A 17,761-nucleotide genomic window follows, 5' to 3' on the forward strand; every position below is an offset into this window, starting at 1 on the left:
CATGACCCACTCCTGGTGTGCTGAGGAACATTCCCCAGCCCCAAGACTGGCCACTCTGCGGGCCCCGCACAAGCCAAAACCCCAAAGCCAAACGCGGTGACCGCCCCTCTGAGGCAGCCACCGCGTCAGCGGTTTAGTTCAACGTGTTTTAGGGAGACTGCATAAAACCGGACGCTGCTGCATAAAAAGGCTGGCTCGCACCAGCGCAAGCGCTTGATCCGTCATGCATTTTCACCTTATTGACTGTTGTTTTATCCAGTAGCAAACTGCGCCCTAAGTCGGCCGGTCCCGCAGGCGCTCTGCAGGCCATGCGCCGACGCCAGGAGGCGATCATGCAGCAAGCCCCTCACGGCCACGAGACCGAGTTTGCCCCACTTCGAGGCCAGGCCAGGCCCCTCAGGCTGGTGGCACCGATGCCACCACTCAAGGCCCCCAAGCTGTTGGATCAGGTGCGTGAGCGCATCCGCTACCTGCACTACAGCCAACGCACGGAGGACGCTTACCTGCATTGGATTCGCGCCTTTGTTCGGTTCCATGGCTTGCGTCACCCCACAGAGCTGGGTGCGCCCGAAGTCGAAGCGTTCCTTCGCTTTTTGGCCTCGGAACGCAGGGTTGCACCGTCCACCCACAACCAGGCGCTGGCCGCGCTGATCTTTCTTTACGCCAAGGTGCTTGGCTTGGCCTTGCCGTGGATGCAGGAGATTGGCCGCCCCAGGGCTTCACGGCATGTGCCCGTGGTGCTGACGCCCAGTGAAGTCACGGCGGTGCTGGACGGGCTACAGGGAGAGCACCGCTTGCTGGGCCGGCTGCTTTACGGAACCGGGCTGCGCATCTCGGAGGCGCTGCAACTGCGCGTCAAGGATGTGGATTTCGGCCATCAGGCCTTGGTGGTGCGCCAGGGCAAGGGCAAGAAGGACAGGATCGTGATGCTGCCCAGCAGCCTTCAAGCTTCGCTGAAGGATCAGCTGCTGGCTGCGCATGCGCTTTGGGAGGAGGATGTTGCAGGGGATCGCAGCGGCGTCGAGTTATCGGATGCGTTGGAGCGCAAGTACCCGCGGGCTGGCCATAGCTGGGCTTGGTTTTGGGTGTTTCCGCGGGACCATCATTCGACCGACCCGCGCAGCGGGGTGGTGCGTCGCCACCACCTGTACGACCAGACCTTTCAGCGGGCCTTCAAGCGGGCGGTGCAGGCGGCGCGAATCACCAAGCTGGTAACGCCGCACACTTTGCGCCATTGCTTCGCAACCCATTTGCTGCAGTCGGGCTACGACATTCGCACCGTCCAAGACTTGCTGGGCCATGCCGATGTGGCCACCACGATGATTTACACCCATGTGCTGAAACTGGGCGGCGGCGCGGTGCGCTCGCCACTGGATGGCTTGGGGTTGGCTTGAACGGAGGCCCGCATGAATCTGAACACCGACCGCATCGACGACGCCGTGCTGGCCTTGCTGTTGCTGGGGCTGCAAGAGCAGAACCGGGTCTGGAAGTCCTTCGATTGGGAGGCCCTGAACCGGCTTCACGCGAAGGGGATGATTTCTGACCCTATGAGCAAGGCCAAGTCGGTGGTGTTGACTGAAGACGGCTTTTGAAAGGCCGAGGCCTTGATGGAAATGCTGTTTGCCCAGCGCTAACGCGCTATCGCCTTGGCACCGCGCAAGCAAACGGCGATGCGAACAGGGTTGTGGTCTTCTTGAGGGTGGGTTGCTGTCGGTTGCCGGGCCTAAGGCGCGCGGCTGCGATCAGCCATGACCGGGAGCTCGTGCGGCCAGCCCGAACGAATGCTTGTGGCCGGGTGCAGTCTCCCAAGACCACGCAACTAGCTGACAGCTTCCACTGCTACTCCGCAGCTGCAAACGACGTTGGAATCATTAGCAACGACAGGCCGAATACGATTGACAGAGCAAGTGAGGCGCCTCAGAACCCCCGCGCGGGCTGGCTGCGCGACCCCCGCACAGCGGGGCGAGGGGCTGCCTTCGTCGGTGCCCACCGAAGACTGCTGAGGCTGGTCTGCCTTGAAGGGTCAGCGGACTTCCACCAACCTACCCATCTTTAACTGTCGGTTGTCTTCCTCGAGTTGGCGATTCCTCTCGCGCAGGTCATACACCTCCTCAAGTAGGCACAACTCTCGCTCGAGGGCTTGGTCGAGCCGCCGGGTCAGGGAGTCCCGCTCCTGCCGTAGCCCAGGCAGCGGGTCAGCGGCAAGCTTGGCCTCTGATTGGACCTTCGCAGCGGCATCGATGGCAGCAATCAACTCTGCGTAAGCAGGGCGTGATTTCTTGATGCTGCCACGCCCACTTCCTGCCTCAATGGCAACGGTGTCGTTGTTGATAGGGTCACCGCGAGCCACCAAGCGCTCAAGGGCGGCGTAGTACTTGTCCGTCTGAAGCTTGGCGCTCATGCTGTTTTCTCCTTCAGTTTCTGGCGTGCTCGAAGCAAGACTTTGAGGTGGTTGACTTCCAGTCGGTGTTCAGCACTGCCCTCTTCCGTCGACTGCAGACTGGCGACCACCGATTCTTGAGAGCCAATGATTCGCTCCAACCGCTTGGCATGGACAACGATGTTGATGCAGTTGCTTTCAAGGCAGTCGAATGGAATGGGTTCGAGCGGCGCTGTCTTGCACTCCCCAGTGGCGACACAACCTCCCAGCACAGTTTCTTTGTAGGCCAACTTGCCATCGCTGAAGAGTTTGAGCGTCTCCTGCGGGGTGCGGCTGGTCACGGTCTGGCCCATGAGCTCCGCGCCTCGGCCCAGCAAGGACTCGTCGGAGAACAGCATGCCCATGACATAGCCGAAGTAGCTGCTTTCCGCTTTGGCGGCATTCCACTCGTGGCTGAAGTGCTCGGGATCGAACACCAGGTTTACAGCCTTTGAGTAGCCGTCAGAGTAGTAACGGCGCATCTCATCGGTGATGTGCTGCAGCTGGGCTTTGAGGGCCGGCAGACTGACCATGCCACTGCGGTGGGCATAGACAGACAGGCTGCGACGCAGTTGATGGAAGGCGAGCGGCCAAGGTTTGCCCACGACGATGCCGGCTCGATCCCACGCGCGCTCAAGTTCCAAGCGATCCAACTCGTCAATGTCTTCTTGAGTGACCAAGATCTGGTCGCGCTCGACTAGGCGGAACTGGTGGTTATAGAGCGTTCGGGGGCTTTTAGCCTTGTACGGGTTTTTGGTAGAAGGGAACAGGAGTGCCTTTGTGTCGGTGGCGGGATCACCTCCGCTCACCTCCTGCAGGATGGACCCGGCAATCTGTTGGGCCAGGCGGATGGCCCGAGCCCCTTCGGGGCTTGTGACCCATGAGGTGGGCTTCTTAACCCCTTTGTTCAACTTATGGGTGTAGCCGTTCACCAAATGGACCTGTCGGCCTCCGTCGTTGATGAAATCGACTGCATTGCGCAAGGGCAAGATCTTGGCCTCGCCCATCCGCATCCCAGTAAAGGCCATGACCACGTGCATAAGTTGAGACTGGTGGGCGTTGAGTCGTCCGGCGATGAAACGGTCAAAGGAGACATGAGGGGCCAGTTCGTGGCCGAGGTCTTTCATGCGTTCTACGAAAACTTCCAGGGCTTTGGCGCGGTAGAACGATCTTTGCCCGCGGCTCCCGTCCGCAGGCGCATCGCGGGACGCCGTCATGCTTTGTCGGTAAGCATCAAGCAAGATGCCCAACTCGGCTTCAATGATGTCGAGGCCGGCAATCCACTTACCAAGCATGGCGCAGTAGATACGGCTGGGGATGACCGGCGTTTGCAGCTCATTGCCGCCTCGGCCCACCCGATCTCGAGCAATCGTGGCCTTGAGTTCAGCCAACCGAAGGTGCGCCTCAATCCCTAGGACTGCCTTGTTGCGCCAAAGGGTTTGGATCAGTGGACTGGTTGTCCGGGCATAGACTTGGTTCAAATCCCCCAGATGCTCGGCCACCAAGCGAGGATCTGTCAGCAAATCGAAGAGCGAGAGGCCAAGCGCATGGGCTTTGGTGCTCCAGTGCCCCAAGGCGCGGTTGCTCGTTCGGACGGTTGCTAAGGCTCGGATACGTCCTGCGTCCATGTGCAGCCAGGTCAGGGCTTTGTGCTGCTCCCGGATCACTAGGCCAAGGCCTCGGGATGCTTCAGACACCGACAGTGTCGGATCGAGCTCGAAGAAGCCGAGTGAGGCGCCCGACACGCCGTCGGGGCTCTGAGCACTGAGGTCCCAACGAGGATCGCCGTATCGAGAGCAAGGGGTTCCGTCGGCGTCGCGCGTGACGACCAGATCCGCAGGGAAGAACACATGGGGCCCAGGCTTGGTTCCCGCCAGGCCGGGCCCCAAGACCAGGTTGTCAGACCGATTTACTGGGAGTTCCACGAGGAGCTTTCAGGAGGGGTTCTGGGGCGAGGGGTTGGGACCCAGAACACCCAAGAGATGGAGTTGCTGGAGCTTTGTGGCCCAGTACCTGGACAGTTCGCCACGCTGCACTTGCGCCAGCGCAGCGGCATGCGCCTGCGGAGCCATGCGCTGGATCTCGGCCAGCAAGGCATCGATGCGGTCGGTCACCGCGCCGTAAACACGGTCTGCGGCGAGGGAGTCGCCTTGCAGATGGACCAATCTGGAGAGGACATGCCGGCACGACATCAGCTTGAGGGCGTCGGCTTCATGTGCGTGGACGAGGTACTTGTTGCAGAAGAAGCAACCCTCGGTCTTCTTGCAGTCAGGCGCCACGACGGGGTTGGCTTGCATGGGTTCGGGTTTGAGGTGCCCACGGCATTCGCCGGCCGGGATCTGAACGATTTGCAGGTCTGAACGGGGGGTGGCGGTGGAGCACACCCGGTCGGTCAGGGAGGACAAGAAGCCTCCCAAGTCAGAGCGTCGAACATCCTCCTGAGCATTCGAATAGGCTCGGATTGCGGTCTGGATCGAGTGGCCCATGAGGTCGGCGGCCACCTTAACGCTGTACTTTCGGACCAAATGCTGCTGTTTAAAGGCTCGCAGTTGACGCAGGGTGGCCTTTGGGAGGTCGATGCGGAAGGCGGAGAAGCGCTTTCTCAGGTCATCAAGGAAGTCGTGATGCAAGGCGCGCAGGCCGACGAGGTGGGTTTTTCCTCGACGGCCTGGGGCGTACTCGAACTGCCCTTGAACGAACAGGTTCGCGCGATCAGGACAGTCCAAGCGTGCCAGCAGGGCCTGACGCAGACACAGGTAGTTGCGCAGGCGAGTGAAGGTTGTGCTGCTCAGTTGAACGGGCACAGGCTTGCCGCCTGCGCGGAACTTGATCACACGGTGCGTCAAGCTAACCCGGTCAGGATCATCGAGCTGGGCGTCAATGCCCTCGGGCTCCTCAAACGCTTGAATCTGTGCCAAGTTCGCACCAGAGTCGCCAATGCACAGCCCGGCAAACGCCATACAAGCCAGCTCCATGAGGTGGGTCGCACCATAGGCAAGCGGGACGGCAACCTGGCAGCTGTCATCGGTGGAGGATGTACGCAAGAACCTCGAACCCTCGGTTGGCGTTGTCGCCTCCCGAGGCTCAGCCCCCAAGTCCATGGCCACCACTGAGTCGAACGCCGCCTGAAGGGTCGACATGAAAGTGCCGACGAGGGCATCAGGGGGCGGTTTTGTGCCGCCGCCACTGAGGTCTGGCAGGGGCTCAATGTCATCCAAGTAAACGCGATCGTGGATCTCCGACATCAGGGCGATGGCCTCCTGGTCGGCATACGCGGCTGTGCGATAAGAAATTTGGTGGGTTTGCAGGCGTTGCCTGAGGTGACGGTGGTAGCCCTTGAGTGCTTCGAGGGCGAGCTTGTCATTGCTTAGAACCGCCTCATACCGACCCTGATGCTCGGCCTGATCGGCCCAGGTCAGAAGGGCCGCAAGGCACGTGAGGGACTGGTAGATCGTTGCAGCTCGTGCGTTTTTGAAACGAAAGTGTTTGGCGAGGCGGCCAATGACTTGGGGCAATGCATCGACGCGGGCGGGTGAGAGCGAGGCGGGGTTGAATCTGGTGTGGGGGTTGATGAACCTTCTGTCCAAGTAACACCACAGGAAGGCGAGGCACCGCCTGTCAGCTCCGATCTTGAGAATCGTGGACTCAGACACATAGACATCAGGCAGGCGCTCGAAGGGGTAGGCCAGTTCTGGCAAGCGCGTGGTGTAGCTGGGGGTCGCAGAGATCCATGAACTCGCAGGCACCCCCTGCGGGAACTCCTTGCCTACCGGCCTGTCTTTCATGACCTCTCCACCATGGCGCACAGGGTCGAAGCGGACGAGTTTTGCCGCCAAGCTGGATCCCTCAAGTTCCATAAACGGGTCAGAAGCTTTCATGCACTGGGAAGGTTTGTGATCGACTCTGAGAACCTGGCAAATCGAGGTCTGAACCTAAGTCGCCGACTGGACCAAGGCCTGCAACACACGGTCCCAATCGGCTTTGGCCTTCTCCAGCTGGTGCATGTGCTCGTGGTACTCCAGGTAGCGGTCCGTGGTGGTCGGATGTTTGTGCCACATGAGTCTTCTCAACTGCTCGCGGGCCCACATGTACTTTTGCTTGGCGCCTTCTTTGCCGACGGAGTGAACAACCCAGTTCACACCGAACGTGGCGCGGAGGTCATGGAACCGGTACTTGAAGCCAGGGATGGTCTTGCGAACCTCGGGGATGACTCGGTCTTTGATGAACGAGCGAAGGTTCTGTCCCGTGGGCGAAGAACGGCGCAGGACCTCATCTGCGCCCCGCATGGCGTTCCGATCGTCCTTGGACTCGTAGTACGGTCCGCCTTGGTTGCTCAAGAACAGGTAGTTCATCGGGTGTTGACCCAACTTGGACTTGTCTCGACGTGAACGAAGACGTTCTGAGCAGGCATATTGATGAAGCCACTCGTAGAGAAACTCAGGAATTACCAGATAGACGTTGGGCACGTCGTTCTTGGTGTCGATGCCCGTCCCTGGTCCACACAGAAGCTTTAAGGGCCACTGTGTGATGCTGGACGGCGGGGTTTGGAAGTGGCCCCACCGCAGGGTCAATACCGTCTGCTCACGAGCGCCGGTGAACAGCGCCAGGTAGTGCATCAATTCATGGTCCCGATTGCCCAACTTCTTGAGTGCAGCGACCAAGGCACGCTGTTCTTCAGAGAGCAAAGGACGGAGTTTTCCGCCATCGTCAATGGTCGCGTCCCACGGGTCATCACGCTTGGGGACATGAATGGCGATGTCGGTGGAGGCGACGATGTGGACCTGGCTGAAGCCCTTGTCGTCGCGGTAGCGAAGACCGATCTCCTTGTCGACCCACGGTGGGTTCTTCGGAACGAACCCCATCTTCATGTCGTGAATCAGGAAGCGATACATGCCGATGACGGCGCTCATCTTTCGGCTTGCAGTGGATGCTTTCGCCTCGCCTCTATTGATCAAGTCCTGAAGGCGCGTCTTGTAAAGGTAGGTGGGCCGGAGGTACTTGTCGACGGAGGAGAAGTCATCCCACTCAAGCCCCATGTCTTCGAGGAAGCCTAAGTAATCGCGAAGCCCCTGAGCCACAGAGGACAAGGAAGAGAGATGCAGCGGACGAGCGCGTGCTCGGTCAAGCAGCCAGAGGCAGGCTGGCGCCCAGGGGGAGCCGTCTCCGTTTAGGACAAGCGGGAACTGGGGAAAGGTGGACCACTTGCTCTCTTTGTCGGGCGCCACTTCACGCCAATACTTGACATGCTGCCCCCTGACTTGGTGGTCAACAGGGATGAAACCAGTGCCAGGCGTGGCACTGACTTTGCTGCGTCGGAGGATTGGGAGCGTGTGAACAGCAGGCTTAGCAACGGACATGCACGGGCGGTGTCCGTGGTGCCGGCGGCGGGACTTGAACCCGCATCTCCGTTAGGAGGAGGGATTTTAAGTCCCTTGCGTATACCGATTTCGCCACGCCGGCAGCGGGCACATCAGTGATGATGTGTCCACAATAGCAGAATCTGCCAAAGCAGCAAAATCTGAGCAAGTCTGCCAGTAGCGGAGTTTAAGTCCGCTGCGTCTACCGATTTCGCCACCCAGGCCGGTGGTCGGGACGAAACTGCTGGAGCGGGAAACGAGGCTCGAACTCGCGACCTCAACCTTGGCAAGGTTGCGCTCTACCAACTGAGCTATTCCCGCCTAGACGCCACCCAAGGTGACGCCACAGCGTTTGGAGCGGGAAACGAGGCTCGAACTCGCGACCTCAACCTTGGCAAGGTTGCGCTCTACCAACTGAGCTATTCCCGCAAAACTGTCACTGACTTCTGGAGGCGCGAGGCGGAGTCGAACCGCCCTGGGCGGATTTGCAATCCGCTGCATAACCGCTTTGCTATCGCGCCGCCGTGATCAGCTCCCGGTTGGTGCCGGGATAAAAAAGGGAACCAAAGGCTCCCTTTTGGGTATCTGGAGCGGGAAACGAGGCTCGAACTCGCGACCTCAACCTTGGCAAGGTTGCGCTCTACCAACTGAGCTATTCCCGCGCATTCGCCAGCCACTTTTCAGTGATCAGCGAAGTCGCACATTCTATGCGATTTTTCTCGGCGAACGCAAGACCCACCGAAGTTTTCACTCAGTGTTTAACGGCCTCACCCTTCGCCGCAGGCGCCTCGGCCGGCTTGGCGGCCATTTCCTCTTCGGTCAGCGGGACCGGTTGACGCTCCAGAGCCAGTTCCAGCACCTTTTCGACCCAGCGCACGGGCTGAATGTCGAGCTGTTCCTTGACGTTGTCCGGAATGTCCTGCAAGTCCTTGACGTTCTCTTCGGGAATCAGCACCGTCTTGATGCCCCCCCGGTGGGCCGCCAACAGCTTTTCCTTCAGGCCCCCAATGGCCGTGACTTCGCCGCGCAGCGTAATCTCCCCCGTCATGGCCACGTCCGCGCGCACGGGGATCCCCGTCAGTGCCGACACGATGGCCGTGGTCATGGCCGCGCCAGCGCTGGGGCCATCCTTGGGCGTCGCACCATCGGGCACGTGGATGTGGATGTCGCGCTTGTCGAACATCTCGTCCTTGATGCCCAACTGGGCCGAGCGCGAGCGCACCACGGTGCGCGCGGCTTCAACGGATTCCTTCATCACGTCACCCAGAGAACCGGTGCGGGTGGTGGCGCCCTTGCCGGGCATCACCGCCGCCTCGATGGTCAGCAAATCGCCGCCCACCTCAGTCCACGCCAAACCCACGACCTGACCCACCTGGTTTTTCTTCTCCGCCCGACCGAAGTCAAACTTGCGCACACCCAAGAAATCGTTGAGGTTCTCCTCGGTCACGATGACGGGCGCCGTCATTTTTTTTAACTGCAGGCCCTTGACAACCTTGCGACCGATCTTGCCGATCTCGCGCTCCAGCGAGCGCACGCCCGCTTCGCGGGTGTAGTAGCGAATAACGCCGCGGATGGCGGACTCTTCGATCACCAACTCCTCGTCTTTGAGGCCGTTAGCTTTCTTCTGCTTTGGCGACAAGTAGTTCTGGGCGATGTGAACCTTCTCGTCCTCCGTGTAACCCGAGAGCCGAATCACCTCCAAGCGATCCAGCAAGGCGGGCGGGATGTTCAGCGAGTTGGCCGTCGCCACGAACATCACATCAGACAGGTCGTAGTCGACCTCGACGTAGTGGTCGCTGAACGTGTGGTTCTGCTCGGGGTCGAGCACCTCGAGCAGCGCGCTGCTGGGGTCGCCGCGGAAGTCTTGACCCAGCTTGTCGATCTCGTCGAGCAGGAACAAGGGGTTGCGCACGCCCACCTTGGTCAGCGACTGCAGCACCTTGCCGGGCATGGCGCCGATGTAGGTGCGGCGGTGGCCACGAATTTCGGCCTCGTCCCGCACGCCACCCAGGGCCATGCGCACGAACTTGCGACCCGTGGCGCGGGCAATGCTCTGCCCCAGCGAGGTCTTGCCCACACCCGGGGGGCCCACCAAGCACAGGATGGGAGCCTTGACCTTGTCCACCCGCTGTTGCACCGCGAGGTACTCGAGGATGCGTTCCTTGACCTTGTCCAGACCAAAGTGGTCCTCGTTCAGGACGTCTTCCGCCAACGGCAGGTCGTGCTTGATCTTGGTTTTCTTAGACCAGGGCAAATTGATCAGCGCGTCCAGGTAGTTGCGAACCACCGTGGCCTCGGCGCTCATGGGCGACATCAGCTTGAGCTTCTTCAGCTCGCCCTCGGCCTTCTGACGGGCCTCCTTGGGCATGCGCGCCGCTTTGATGCGCTTTTCCAGCTCTTCCAGGTCAGCGCCTTCTTCGCCGTCGCCCAGTTCCTTCTGGATGGCTTTGACCTGTTCGTTCAGGTAGTACTCGCGCTGGCTCTTCTCCATCTGGCGCTTGACGCGGCCACGGATGCGCTTTTCCACCTGCAGGATGTCGACCTCGTGCTCCAGCAGCTCGAGCAGCTTCTCCAGCCGCTTCGCCACATCGGAGAGATCCAGCACAGCTTGCTTGGCTTCCAGCTTAAGCTGCAGGTGCGCGGCCATGGTGTCGGCCAAACGCCCTGGGTCGTCGATGCCCGCAATCGAAGTCAGGATTTCGGGCGGGATCTTGCGGTTGAGCTTGACGTATTGGTCAAAGTGCTGAACCACCGCACGACGCAGCGCTTCCACTTCCGGGGCCTGAACCGCCTCCGGGGGAATCGGCATCACCTCGGCAACAAAGTGCTCAGGCTGCTCGGTCACCGAGACCGTGCGCGCACGCTGCAAGCCTTCGACCAGAACCTTGACCGTGCCATCGGGGAGTTTCAGCATCTGCAGGATGCTGGACACGCAACCGATGTCGAAAAGGTCTTCCGCTTTGGGCTCGTCCTTGGCAGCAGCCTTTTGTGCCACCAGCATGATCTGCCGCCCCGAGTCCATGGCAGCCTCCAAGGCCTTGATGGACTTCGGACGACCGACGAACAGCGGGATCACCATGTGCGGGAACACGACCACGTCGCGCAGCGGCAGCAGCGGCAACGTCATCGCTTCGGCAGGCAGAGGGGTTTGACCTGACATTGGGACTTCCTTTGAGGGCAAGAAGCCCGGCACAGGCCGGGCCTCGTTCCATTCCATATGGGGCGTGAATGCCCCTCTGCAAGGCCTGAAGCGGCAAAAGGCAGAACGCCTTACGCGCTGGCCTTGGCCTCGCGGTAAACCAGCAAGGGTTTGCTGCCATCCGTGATGGTGCCTTCGTCCACCACCACTTGGGCCACCCCTTCCAGACTGGGCAAATCAAACATGGTGTCGATCAGCGCATGCTCCAGGATGGACCGCAGGCCTCGCGCGCCCGTTTTGCGCTGCAGGGCCTTCGCCGCAATGGCGTGCAGGGCACTGGGGCGAACCTCCAGATCCACCCCTTCCATGGCCAAGAGCTGCTGGTACTGTTTGATCAGCGCGTTCTTGGGCTCCACCAGAATCTTGATCAGGGCATCTTCCGTCAACTCGGCCAGCGTGGCGATCACGGGCAAGCGGCCCACCAGTTCGGGAATGATCCCGAACTTCATCAAATCTTCAGGCTCGATCTCTTTGAAGAGCTCGCCAACCCGCTTCTCGCTCTTGCTGGTGACCGTGGCGCCAAACCCGATTCCGGATTTCTCCGAACGGTTCTGGATGACCTTTTCCAGCCCGTCAAACGCCCCACCGCAAATGAATAGGATGTTGGTGGTGTCGATTTGCAAGAAATCTTGATTGGGATGCTTGCGGCCACCTTGGGGCGGCACCGAGGCCATCGTGCCTTCGATGAGCTTCAGCAAGGCCTGCTGAACCCCCTCACCGGACACGTCGCGGGTGATCGACGGGTTGTCCGCCTTGCGACTGATCTTGTCGATTTCGTCGATGTAAACAATGCCCCGCTGGGCTTTCTCGACGTCGTAATTGCAGTTCTGGAGCAATTTTTGGATGATGTTTTCGACATCCTCCCCCACGTAGCCGGCTTCGGTCAGCGTGGTCGCGTCCGCAATCACAAACGGCACGTTCAGCAGGCGCGCCAGCGTCTGCGCCAGCAGCGTTTTGCCCGATCCCGTGGGGCCGATTAGCAGGATGTTGCTCTTGCTGAGCTCCACCTCGTTGCCCGACTCCCCCAAGTGGCGCAGCCGTTTGTAGTGGTTGTAAACCGCCACCGCCAGCGTGCGCTTGGCGGCGTCCTGGTCAATCACATACTGATCCAGCGTGGACTTGATCTCAGCGGGGGTCGGCAAATCCGATTTGGCGCTGCGCAAGGCAGGCGCCGGGGCGGCGACTTCGTCCCGAATAATGTCATTGCACAGTTCGATGCATTCATCACAGATGAAGACCGACGGGCCGGCAATGAGTTTCTTGACTTCGTGTTGGCTCTTGCCGCAGAAGGAGCAATAGAGCACCTTCTCGCTGGAGCCGCCTTTCTTATCAGGCATGGGTCGTCTCTCGGCGGCTTTGGAGCGGCCCATGATAGACCAGGCACCCCATCGCCGCGATCAGGGGTTCTTCAGGTTCGGCGCTCGACCACTTGGTCGATCAGCCCATACTCCATGGCCTCGTTGGCGGACATGAAGTAATCGCGTTCGGTATCGTTTTGAATCTTGTCCAAGGCCTGGCCACTGCGTTCGGCCAAGATGCGGTTCAATTGCTCGCGGGTTTTGAGGATTTCCCGGGCGTGGATTTCGATGTCCGTGGCTTGGCCATGGGCACCGCCCAGCGGCTGGTGAATCATGATCTTGGAGTTCGGCAGGGCAAAACGCTTGCCCTTTTCGCCAGCCGCCAGCAGGAACGCCCCCATGCTGGCCGCCATCCCCAGACACAAGGTGCTGACCTGCGGCTTGATGAACTGCATGGTGTCAAAAATCGACAAACCCGCACTGACCGACCCACCCGGTGAGTTGATGTAGAGCGAAATGTCCTTGTCCGGGTTTTCGCTTTCCAGGAACAGCAGTTGGGCCACCACCAGGTTGGCCGTGGCGTCATTGACGGGGCCGACCAAGAACACGATGCGCTCGCGCAGCAGTCGGCTGTAAATGTCGTAGGCCCGCTCGCCGCGGCCCGACTGCTCGATGACGATGGGCACCATGCCCAGGTTATTCGTATCCAACGCGCTCATGACTCAGATTCCTCGCTACCAAGCGGCCGATTATGAGGGTTCAAAATAGACCAGGGCGCCGCCCCTGGATAGGCGCGGCGCCCTGGAAAAGCGAACAGCTTGATCAGCCCTGGGCTTGCGCCATCAGCTCATCAAAGGGCAACGCCTTGTCGCTCACCTTGACCTTGGCCAAGACGAAGTCCGTGACATTGTTTTCGATCACGATGGCCTCGACTTCGGCCATGCGATTGCGGTCGCCCAGGTACCAGCGCATCACGTCGGCCGGCTTCTCGTAGCTCTGGCTCAGCTCTTCGATGTGCTTTTGCAGCTGCTCGGGCTTGGCCTGCAGCTGCTCAGTGCGCACCAAGTCGCCGACCACCAAGCCCAGGCGCACGCGACGCTCAGCTTGGGGGGTGAACATTTCGTTCTGTAGCGGCATCTTGTCTGCGTCCTTCAGACCCTGCGACTTCAGGCGCTCACGGAACTGTTGAGCCAAGCGCTCACATTCCTCATCCACCAGGGCTTTGGGCAGGTCGAGCTCGGCAACCTTGACCAAGGCATCCATGGCGGCCGCCTTGTTCTGTGCGAGCACCCGGAACTTGACTTCGCGCTCCAGGTTCTTGCGCACGTCAGCACGCAGGCCTTCCACGGTCGCATCGGCAATGCCCAGCGACTTGGCAAAGGCTTCGTTCACTTCCGGCAGGTTTTGGGCTTCGATCTTCTTGACGGTCACCAGGAAGTCGGCCTCTTTGCCCGCCACGTCTTTGCCGTGGTAGTCCTCCGGGAAGGCCAGGGGGAACGTCTTGCTCTCGCCCGTCTTCATGCCCCGAACCGCCTTTTCAAAGGCCTCAAGCATTTGACCTTCGCCCAGAATGAACTGGAACCCTTCAGCCTTACCGCCGGCAAAAGGCTCTCCATCAATCTTGCCTTCGAAGTCAATGGTGACGCGATCGTCGTCCGCCGCCGCAGCCTCTGCTCCGCGCTGAGCGAACGTCCGGCGCTGTTTGCGCAGGATGTCGACCGTCTTGTCGATGGCCTGTTCGGTCACTTCACTGGACACACGCTCGACTTCCACCGCGCTGAGGTCACCCAACTTGATTTCGGGATAGACCTCAAACGTGGCGTCGAAGGCCAACTCCGCCTCGGCGCCGCCATCTTTTTGCGACAACTTGGGCAAGCCAGCGACCTTCAACTGGGCTTCGCTCGCCGCTTTGGCAAAGGCTTCACCCAACTGGTCGCTCACGACCTCGTAGTGAACTGACGCGCCGTAGCGCTGGGCCACGTAGCTAAAGGGCACCTTGCCGGGACGGAAGCCGTCGGCCTTCACGGTACGCGACAGCTTCTTCAGGCGCTTCTCCACCTCGGTATTCACCGCTGCAGCAGGCAGCGTCAAGGTGATGCGGCGTTCGAGCTTCTCGAGAGTTTCAACAGTGACGGCCATGGCCCAAATCTCTAGTTCAGTTGTGGTGCGCGGGGCCGGACTCGAACCGGCACGCCCGTGAAGGCGTCAGGACCTAAACCTGGTGCGTCTACCAATTTCGCCACCCGCGCAAGGAAACAACCGGACGCCACACGAAGGCGTGCCGTCCAGTCGGAATTCGGCGAACCGGCGATTCTATCGCCTGTCAAAGCCCATTCTCGGCGCTCTTTAGGTGTTTGTTTCAGGCGGCTTGACCCGAAACCAGGCCGCATACATGGCCGGCAAGGACAGCAGTGTCAACACCGTGGCAACCATCAAGCCCCCCATGATGGCCACCGCCATGGGGCCCCAAAACACCGAGCGAGAAAGCGGGATCATGGCCAACACGGCCGCCGCCGCCGTCAGCACAATGGGCCGGAACCGTCGGACCGCCGCTTCGACTATCGCCGTCCAATCCGGGACGCCCCGGGCCCGGTCTTGCTCGATCTGGTCGATCAGGATGACGGAGTTGCGAACGATCATGCCCATCAATGCGATGACACCCAGCATGGCCACGAAGCCGAAGGGGCGCCCCAAGAGAAGCAACGCGCCCGCCACCCCGGCCAGCCCCAGCGGGCCGGTCAGAAAAACCAGCAGGGAGCGCGAAAAGCTCTGCAACTGAATCATCAGCAAGGTGAAAGTGATAAATAGCATGAGCGGCACCCCCGCCATGATGGAGCCTTGGCCCTTGCTGCTTTCTTCCACGGCACCGGCCACTTGGATCGCATACCCCGGGGGCATTTTGGTTTCGAGTGCCCGCAGGTCCGGCAACAGTTGGCCCGTCACCGTCGCACCTTGGATGCCATCAATGACATCGCCTTGGACTGTGATCGCAAACTGCCGCCCCTCGCGCCACATCACCCCCGGCTCAAACACGAACTGATGCTGAGCAATTTGTGTCAGGGGGATTGAACGTCCGCTGCTCGTGGGCACATAGGCGTTGGCCAGGTCTGAAACTGCATCCCTTTCCGCCAAGGGCTGGCGCAGCACGATGTCGATCAGCCGATCGCCTTCTCGGAACTGACCAACCGTCATGCCAGACAACAGGGTGCGAGAGGCCTGGGCAATGCTTTGGCTACTGACCCCAAGCGCCCGGGCTTTGTCTTGGTCAATTTGAAGGCGCAGGACCTTGACCGACTCATTCCAGTTGTCGTTGACCCCGCGCATGGCGGCGTGATCCCGCATCACCGCCTTGGCTTGATCAGCCCAGTGCCGCAATATTGCAGGATCGGGTCCAACGACCCGGAACTGCACCGGATAGGGAACTGGTGGCCCGTTGGGCAGGAGTTTGACACGCGCCCGCGCCTCGGGGAACTCGTGCGCCAAGATGGTCGGCAGCCGCTTGCGCAAGGCCTCGCGTTCCGCCAAGTTGTGCGGCAGCAGAATCGCTTGCGACACGTTGGCTTGGGGAAAGATCAGATCCAGCGGCAAATAGAAACGAGGCACACCGCTACCCACCCACAGAGAGACTGACTCCAATTCGGGCTCTTTGAGCAAGCGCTCCTCGAACCGCTTGGCCAGGGCCTCCGACGCTTGAATCGGGGACCCCTCCGGCAGCCACAGGTCTACCAAGATCTCCGGACGGTTGGAGTCGGGAAAGAACTGCTGTTGCACGCGGGACATGCCCAGCACGCCCAATCCAAACAGGGCCAACGTCAAGGCCAAGGTGAGCCAACGGTGCTTAACGCAACCGTTTACCAAGGCACGAAAGCGCACATAAAACGGCGTATCAAAAAGCTCGTGCGCTTCCCCGCCGTGCAGAGCCCGGTTGTGAAGCAGCCATGCCCCCAAGTAAGGCACGAAGTACACCGACACCCACCAAGAGATCACCAAGGCGGCCGCCGTGACGGCAAAGATGGCGAATGTGTACTCCCCCACGGCCGAGCGCGCCAAGGCAATCGGCAAGAAACCCACGGCCGTGATGAGTGTTCCCGTCAGCATGGGCATGGATGTGGCGTCATACGCATAGGTGGCGGCGTACAGCTTGTCGTAGCCCTCCTCCAATTTGCGAACCATCATTTCAACGGCAATGATGGCGTCATCCACCAGCAGGCCCAGCGCAATGATCAGCGCGCCCAGTGAAATTTTGTGGAGTCCCACGCCCCAATAAAACAGCGTCACGAACGTAATGGCCAGCACCAGCGGGATGGTGATGGCCACCACCAACCCCGGCCAAATGTCGATACGCAAGGGTCGGGTGTGCAGGCCCAGCGCCACGAAGCTGACCGCCAGCACCACCACCACCGCCTCCACCAACACCTGAATGAACTCTCCCACGGAGCGTGTCACGGCCTGGGGCTGATCTTGAATCTGGTGCAGTTCGATGCCGACCGGCAACTCCGACCGAATCCCCTTCACTGCCAATTTCAGCGCTTTACCCAAGCGGACGATGTCTCCGCCCTTCATCATCGACACGCCCAGAGCCAGCACTTCCCGGCCTTGGTGGCGAACGCTGACGGCCCGCGGCTCCGCATAGGTCCGTTGGATGGTGGCCAGGTCTCCAAGCCGCAACTGGCTGGCCACCCCGGTCTGAGGGTTCACCGCCCGTATGGGGAGGGCGCGCAACTGGTCCAAGTCCGTGATTTGGCCCTGAATACGAATCCCCACCGTGTCCACGCCGGTGTCCAACACGCCCGCGCCTTCGACGGCGTTTTGCGCATTCAGTTGCCCCAAAACGGCGTTGAAATCCACCCCCCGCTGCGCGAGCGCCTTCTGCGAAATTTCAACAACGATGCGCTCGGGCTGCACCCCAAAGAGCGTGACCTTGGCCACATCCGGCACCCGAAGGAGTTGACTGCGCAAGCGCTCGGCATGGCGACGCAGCTCTTCCGGGCCGAAGCCATCGCCCGAGAGCGCGTACAGCGTGCCGTACACGTCGCCAAACTCATCGTTAAAAACAGGACCGACCACCCCCTGCGGCAATTGGTGGCGCATGTCACCAATCTTCTTTCGGACTTGATACCAGGTTCCGGCCACATCCTTGGCCTGGACGCTGTCCTTGAGCTGAAAGATCGTGAGGGACTCACCCGGCTTGGCGAACGAGCGGATCTTGTCGGCCTCGGCCACCTCTTGCAAGGTCCGTTCAATCTTGTCGGTCACCTGCTCGGCGACCTGCTGGGCCGTCGCTCCCGGCCAAAAGGTCTGGACCACCATGGCCCTGAACGTAAACGGCGGGTCTTCGTCCTGCCCCAATTGGAAATACGCCACCACCCCGACAAGCAACAGCACCACCATCAGGTAGCGCGTCAGGGCTGGATGTTCCAGTGCCCAGCGGGAAATATTGAACCGGCTGCCGCTGCCGCCCTCGGATGCATCCATGTCGATTCCTTCG

11 protein-coding genes and 6 tRNA genes are annotated in these 17,761 nt (G+C 60.6%); 2 read left to right on the forward strand and 15 right to left on the reverse strand.

Translation table 11 applies throughout. From position 1 onward, the window contains the following. The first annotated feature begins 413 nt into the window (after positions 1 to 413). Positions 414 to 1,394: an integron integrase gene (locus tag I7X43_RS09595; protein WP_246480340.1), complete on the forward strand. Its 981-nt coding sequence runs from the start codon at positions 414 to 416 to the stop codon at positions 1,392 to 1,394. Between the two features lie 12 nt (positions 1,395 to 1,406). Then, a complete protein-coding gene (locus I7X43_RS09600) occupies positions 1,407 to 1,592 on the forward strand; it encodes a DUF6429 family protein (protein ID WP_198100730.1) in 186 nt (61 codons plus the stop codon). Between the two features lie 431 nt (positions 1,593 to 2,023). Here the strand turns inward: I7X43_RS09600 and I7X43_RS09605 are convergent, their stop codons facing one another. The 15 genes from I7X43_RS09605 to I7X43_RS09675 all read right to left on the reverse strand — a co-directional run bounded on the left by I7X43_RS09605 (position 2,024) and on the right by I7X43_RS09675 (position 17,748). Beyond that, a complete protein-coding gene (locus I7X43_RS09605; protein ID WP_198100731.1) occupies positions 2,024 to 2,401 on the reverse strand; it encodes a hypothetical protein in 378 nt (125 codons plus the stop codon). Next, positions 2,398 to 4,116 (reverse strand): hypothetical protein, encoded by a 1,719-nt coding sequence (locus I7X43_RS09610; RefSeq protein WP_310737550.1) that lies wholly within the window; start codon positions 4,114 to 4,116, stop codon positions 2,398 to 2,400. Before I7X43_RS09610 ends, I7X43_RS09605 begins: the two co-directional genes overlap by 4 nt. Before the next feature lie 237 nt (positions 4,117 to 4,353). Beyond that, positions 4,354 to 6,204 (reverse strand): hypothetical protein, encoded by a 1,851-nt coding sequence (locus I7X43_RS09615; RefSeq protein ID WP_198100732.1) that lies wholly within the window; start codon positions 6,202 to 6,204, stop codon positions 4,354 to 4,356. A 147-nt stretch (positions 6,205 to 6,351) separates the two neighbouring features. Further along, entirely contained in the window at positions 6,352 to 7,329 is a 978-nt protein-coding gene (locus I7X43_RS09620) for a site-specific integrase (RefSeq protein ID WP_246480322.1), read from the reverse strand. A gap of 463 nt (positions 7,330 to 7,792) precedes the next feature. Beyond that, positions 7,793 to 7,879 (reverse strand) — tRNA-Leu (locus I7X43_RS09625). A gap of 142 nt (positions 7,880 to 8,021) precedes the next feature. Then, positions 8,022 to 8,097: transfer RNA gene (locus tag I7X43_RS09630), tRNA-Gly, on the reverse strand. Positions 8,098 to 8,129: 32 nt separating this feature from the next. Further along, a tRNA-Gly gene (locus I7X43_RS09635) sits at positions 8,130 to 8,205 on the reverse strand. Positions 8,206 to 8,223: 18 nt separating this feature from the next. Next, a tRNA-Cys gene (locus I7X43_RS09640) sits at positions 8,224 to 8,297 on the reverse strand. A gap of 65 nt (positions 8,298 to 8,362) precedes the next feature. Continuing rightward, a tRNA-Gly gene (locus I7X43_RS09645) sits at positions 8,363 to 8,438 on the reverse strand. An 89-nt stretch (positions 8,439 to 8,527) separates the two neighbouring features. Next, positions 8,528 to 10,936 (reverse strand): endopeptidase La, encoded by a 2,409-nt coding sequence (lon, locus tag I7X43_RS09650; RefSeq protein WP_198100734.1) that lies wholly within the window; start codon positions 10,934 to 10,936, stop codon positions 8,528 to 8,530. Between the two features lie 110 nt (positions 10,937 to 11,046). After that, complete coding sequence (gene clpX, locus I7X43_RS09655; RefSeq protein ID WP_198100735.1) at positions 11,047 to 12,312, reverse strand: ATP-dependent Clp protease ATP-binding subunit ClpX; 1,266 nt, start codon at positions 12,310 to 12,312, stop codon at positions 11,047 to 11,049. Positions 12,313 to 12,383: 71 nt separating this feature from the next. Further along, positions 12,384 to 12,992, reverse strand: a complete 609-nt coding sequence (gene clpP / locus I7X43_RS09660; RefSeq protein ID WP_310737551.1) for an ATP-dependent Clp endopeptidase proteolytic subunit ClpP — start codon at positions 12,990 to 12,992, stop codon at positions 12,384 to 12,386. A gap of 103 nt (positions 12,993 to 13,095) precedes the next feature. Continuing rightward, positions 13,096 to 14,412 (reverse strand): trigger factor, encoded by a 1,317-nt coding sequence (gene tig / locus I7X43_RS09665; RefSeq protein ID WP_198100736.1) that lies wholly within the window; start codon positions 14,410 to 14,412, stop codon positions 13,096 to 13,098. 23 nt (positions 14,413 to 14,435) lie between these two features. After that, positions 14,436 to 14,522, reverse strand: a tRNA-Leu gene (locus I7X43_RS09670). Positions 14,523 to 14,619: 97 nt separating this feature from the next. Next, positions 14,620 to 17,748, reverse strand: coding sequence for an efflux RND transporter permease subunit (locus I7X43_RS09675; protein WP_198100737.1), 3,129 nt, complete (start codon positions 17,746 to 17,748; stop codon positions 14,620 to 14,622). Positions 17,749 to 17,761 lie beyond the last annotated feature (13 nt).

This window comes from Inhella gelatinilytica, assembly GCF_016093295.1.
Classification (GTDB): domain Bacteria; phylum Pseudomonadota; class Gammaproteobacteria; order Burkholderiales; family Burkholderiaceae_C; genus Inhella; species Inhella gelatinilytica.

Bases quoted from the DNA above. Each gene is read 5' to 3' on its own strand.
- I7X43_RS09595 (WP_246480340.1), top strand. From the start codon at position 414: ATGCCACCACTCAAGGCCCCCAAGCTGTTGGATCAGGTGCGTGAGCGC.
- I7X43_RS09600 (WP_198100730.1), top strand. From the start codon at position 1,407: ATGAATCTGAACACCGACCGCATCGACGACGCCGTGCTGGCCTTGCTG.
- I7X43_RS09605 (WP_198100731.1), bottom strand. From the start codon at position 2,401: ATGAGCGCCAAGCTTCAGACGGACAAGTACTACGCCGCCCTTGAGCGC.
- I7X43_RS09615 (WP_198100732.1), bottom strand. From the start codon at position 6,204: ATGAAAGACAGGCCGGTAGGCAAGGAGTTCCCGCAGGGGGTGCCTGCG.
- I7X43_RS09620 (WP_246480322.1), bottom strand. From the start codon at position 7,329: ATGAGCGCCGTCATCGGCATGTATCGCTTCCTGATTCACGACATGAAG.
- lon (WP_198100734.1), bottom strand. From the start codon at position 10,936: ATGTCAGGTCAAACCCCTCTGCCTGCCGAAGCGATGACGTTGCCGCTG.
- clpX (WP_198100735.1), bottom strand. From the start codon at position 12,312: ATGCCTGATAAGAAAGGCGGCTCCAGCGAGAAGGTGCTCTATTGCTCC.
- clpP (WP_310737551.1), bottom strand. From the start codon at position 12,992: ATGAGCGCGTTGGATACGAATAACCTGGGCATGGTGCCCATCGTCATC.
- tig (WP_198100736.1), bottom strand. From the start codon at position 14,412: ATGGCCGTCACTGTTGAAACTCTCGAGAAGCTCGAACGCCGCATCACC.
- I7X43_RS09675 (WP_198100737.1), bottom strand. From the start codon at position 17,748: ATGGATGCATCCGAGGGCGGCAGCGGCAGCCGGTTCAATATTTCCCGC.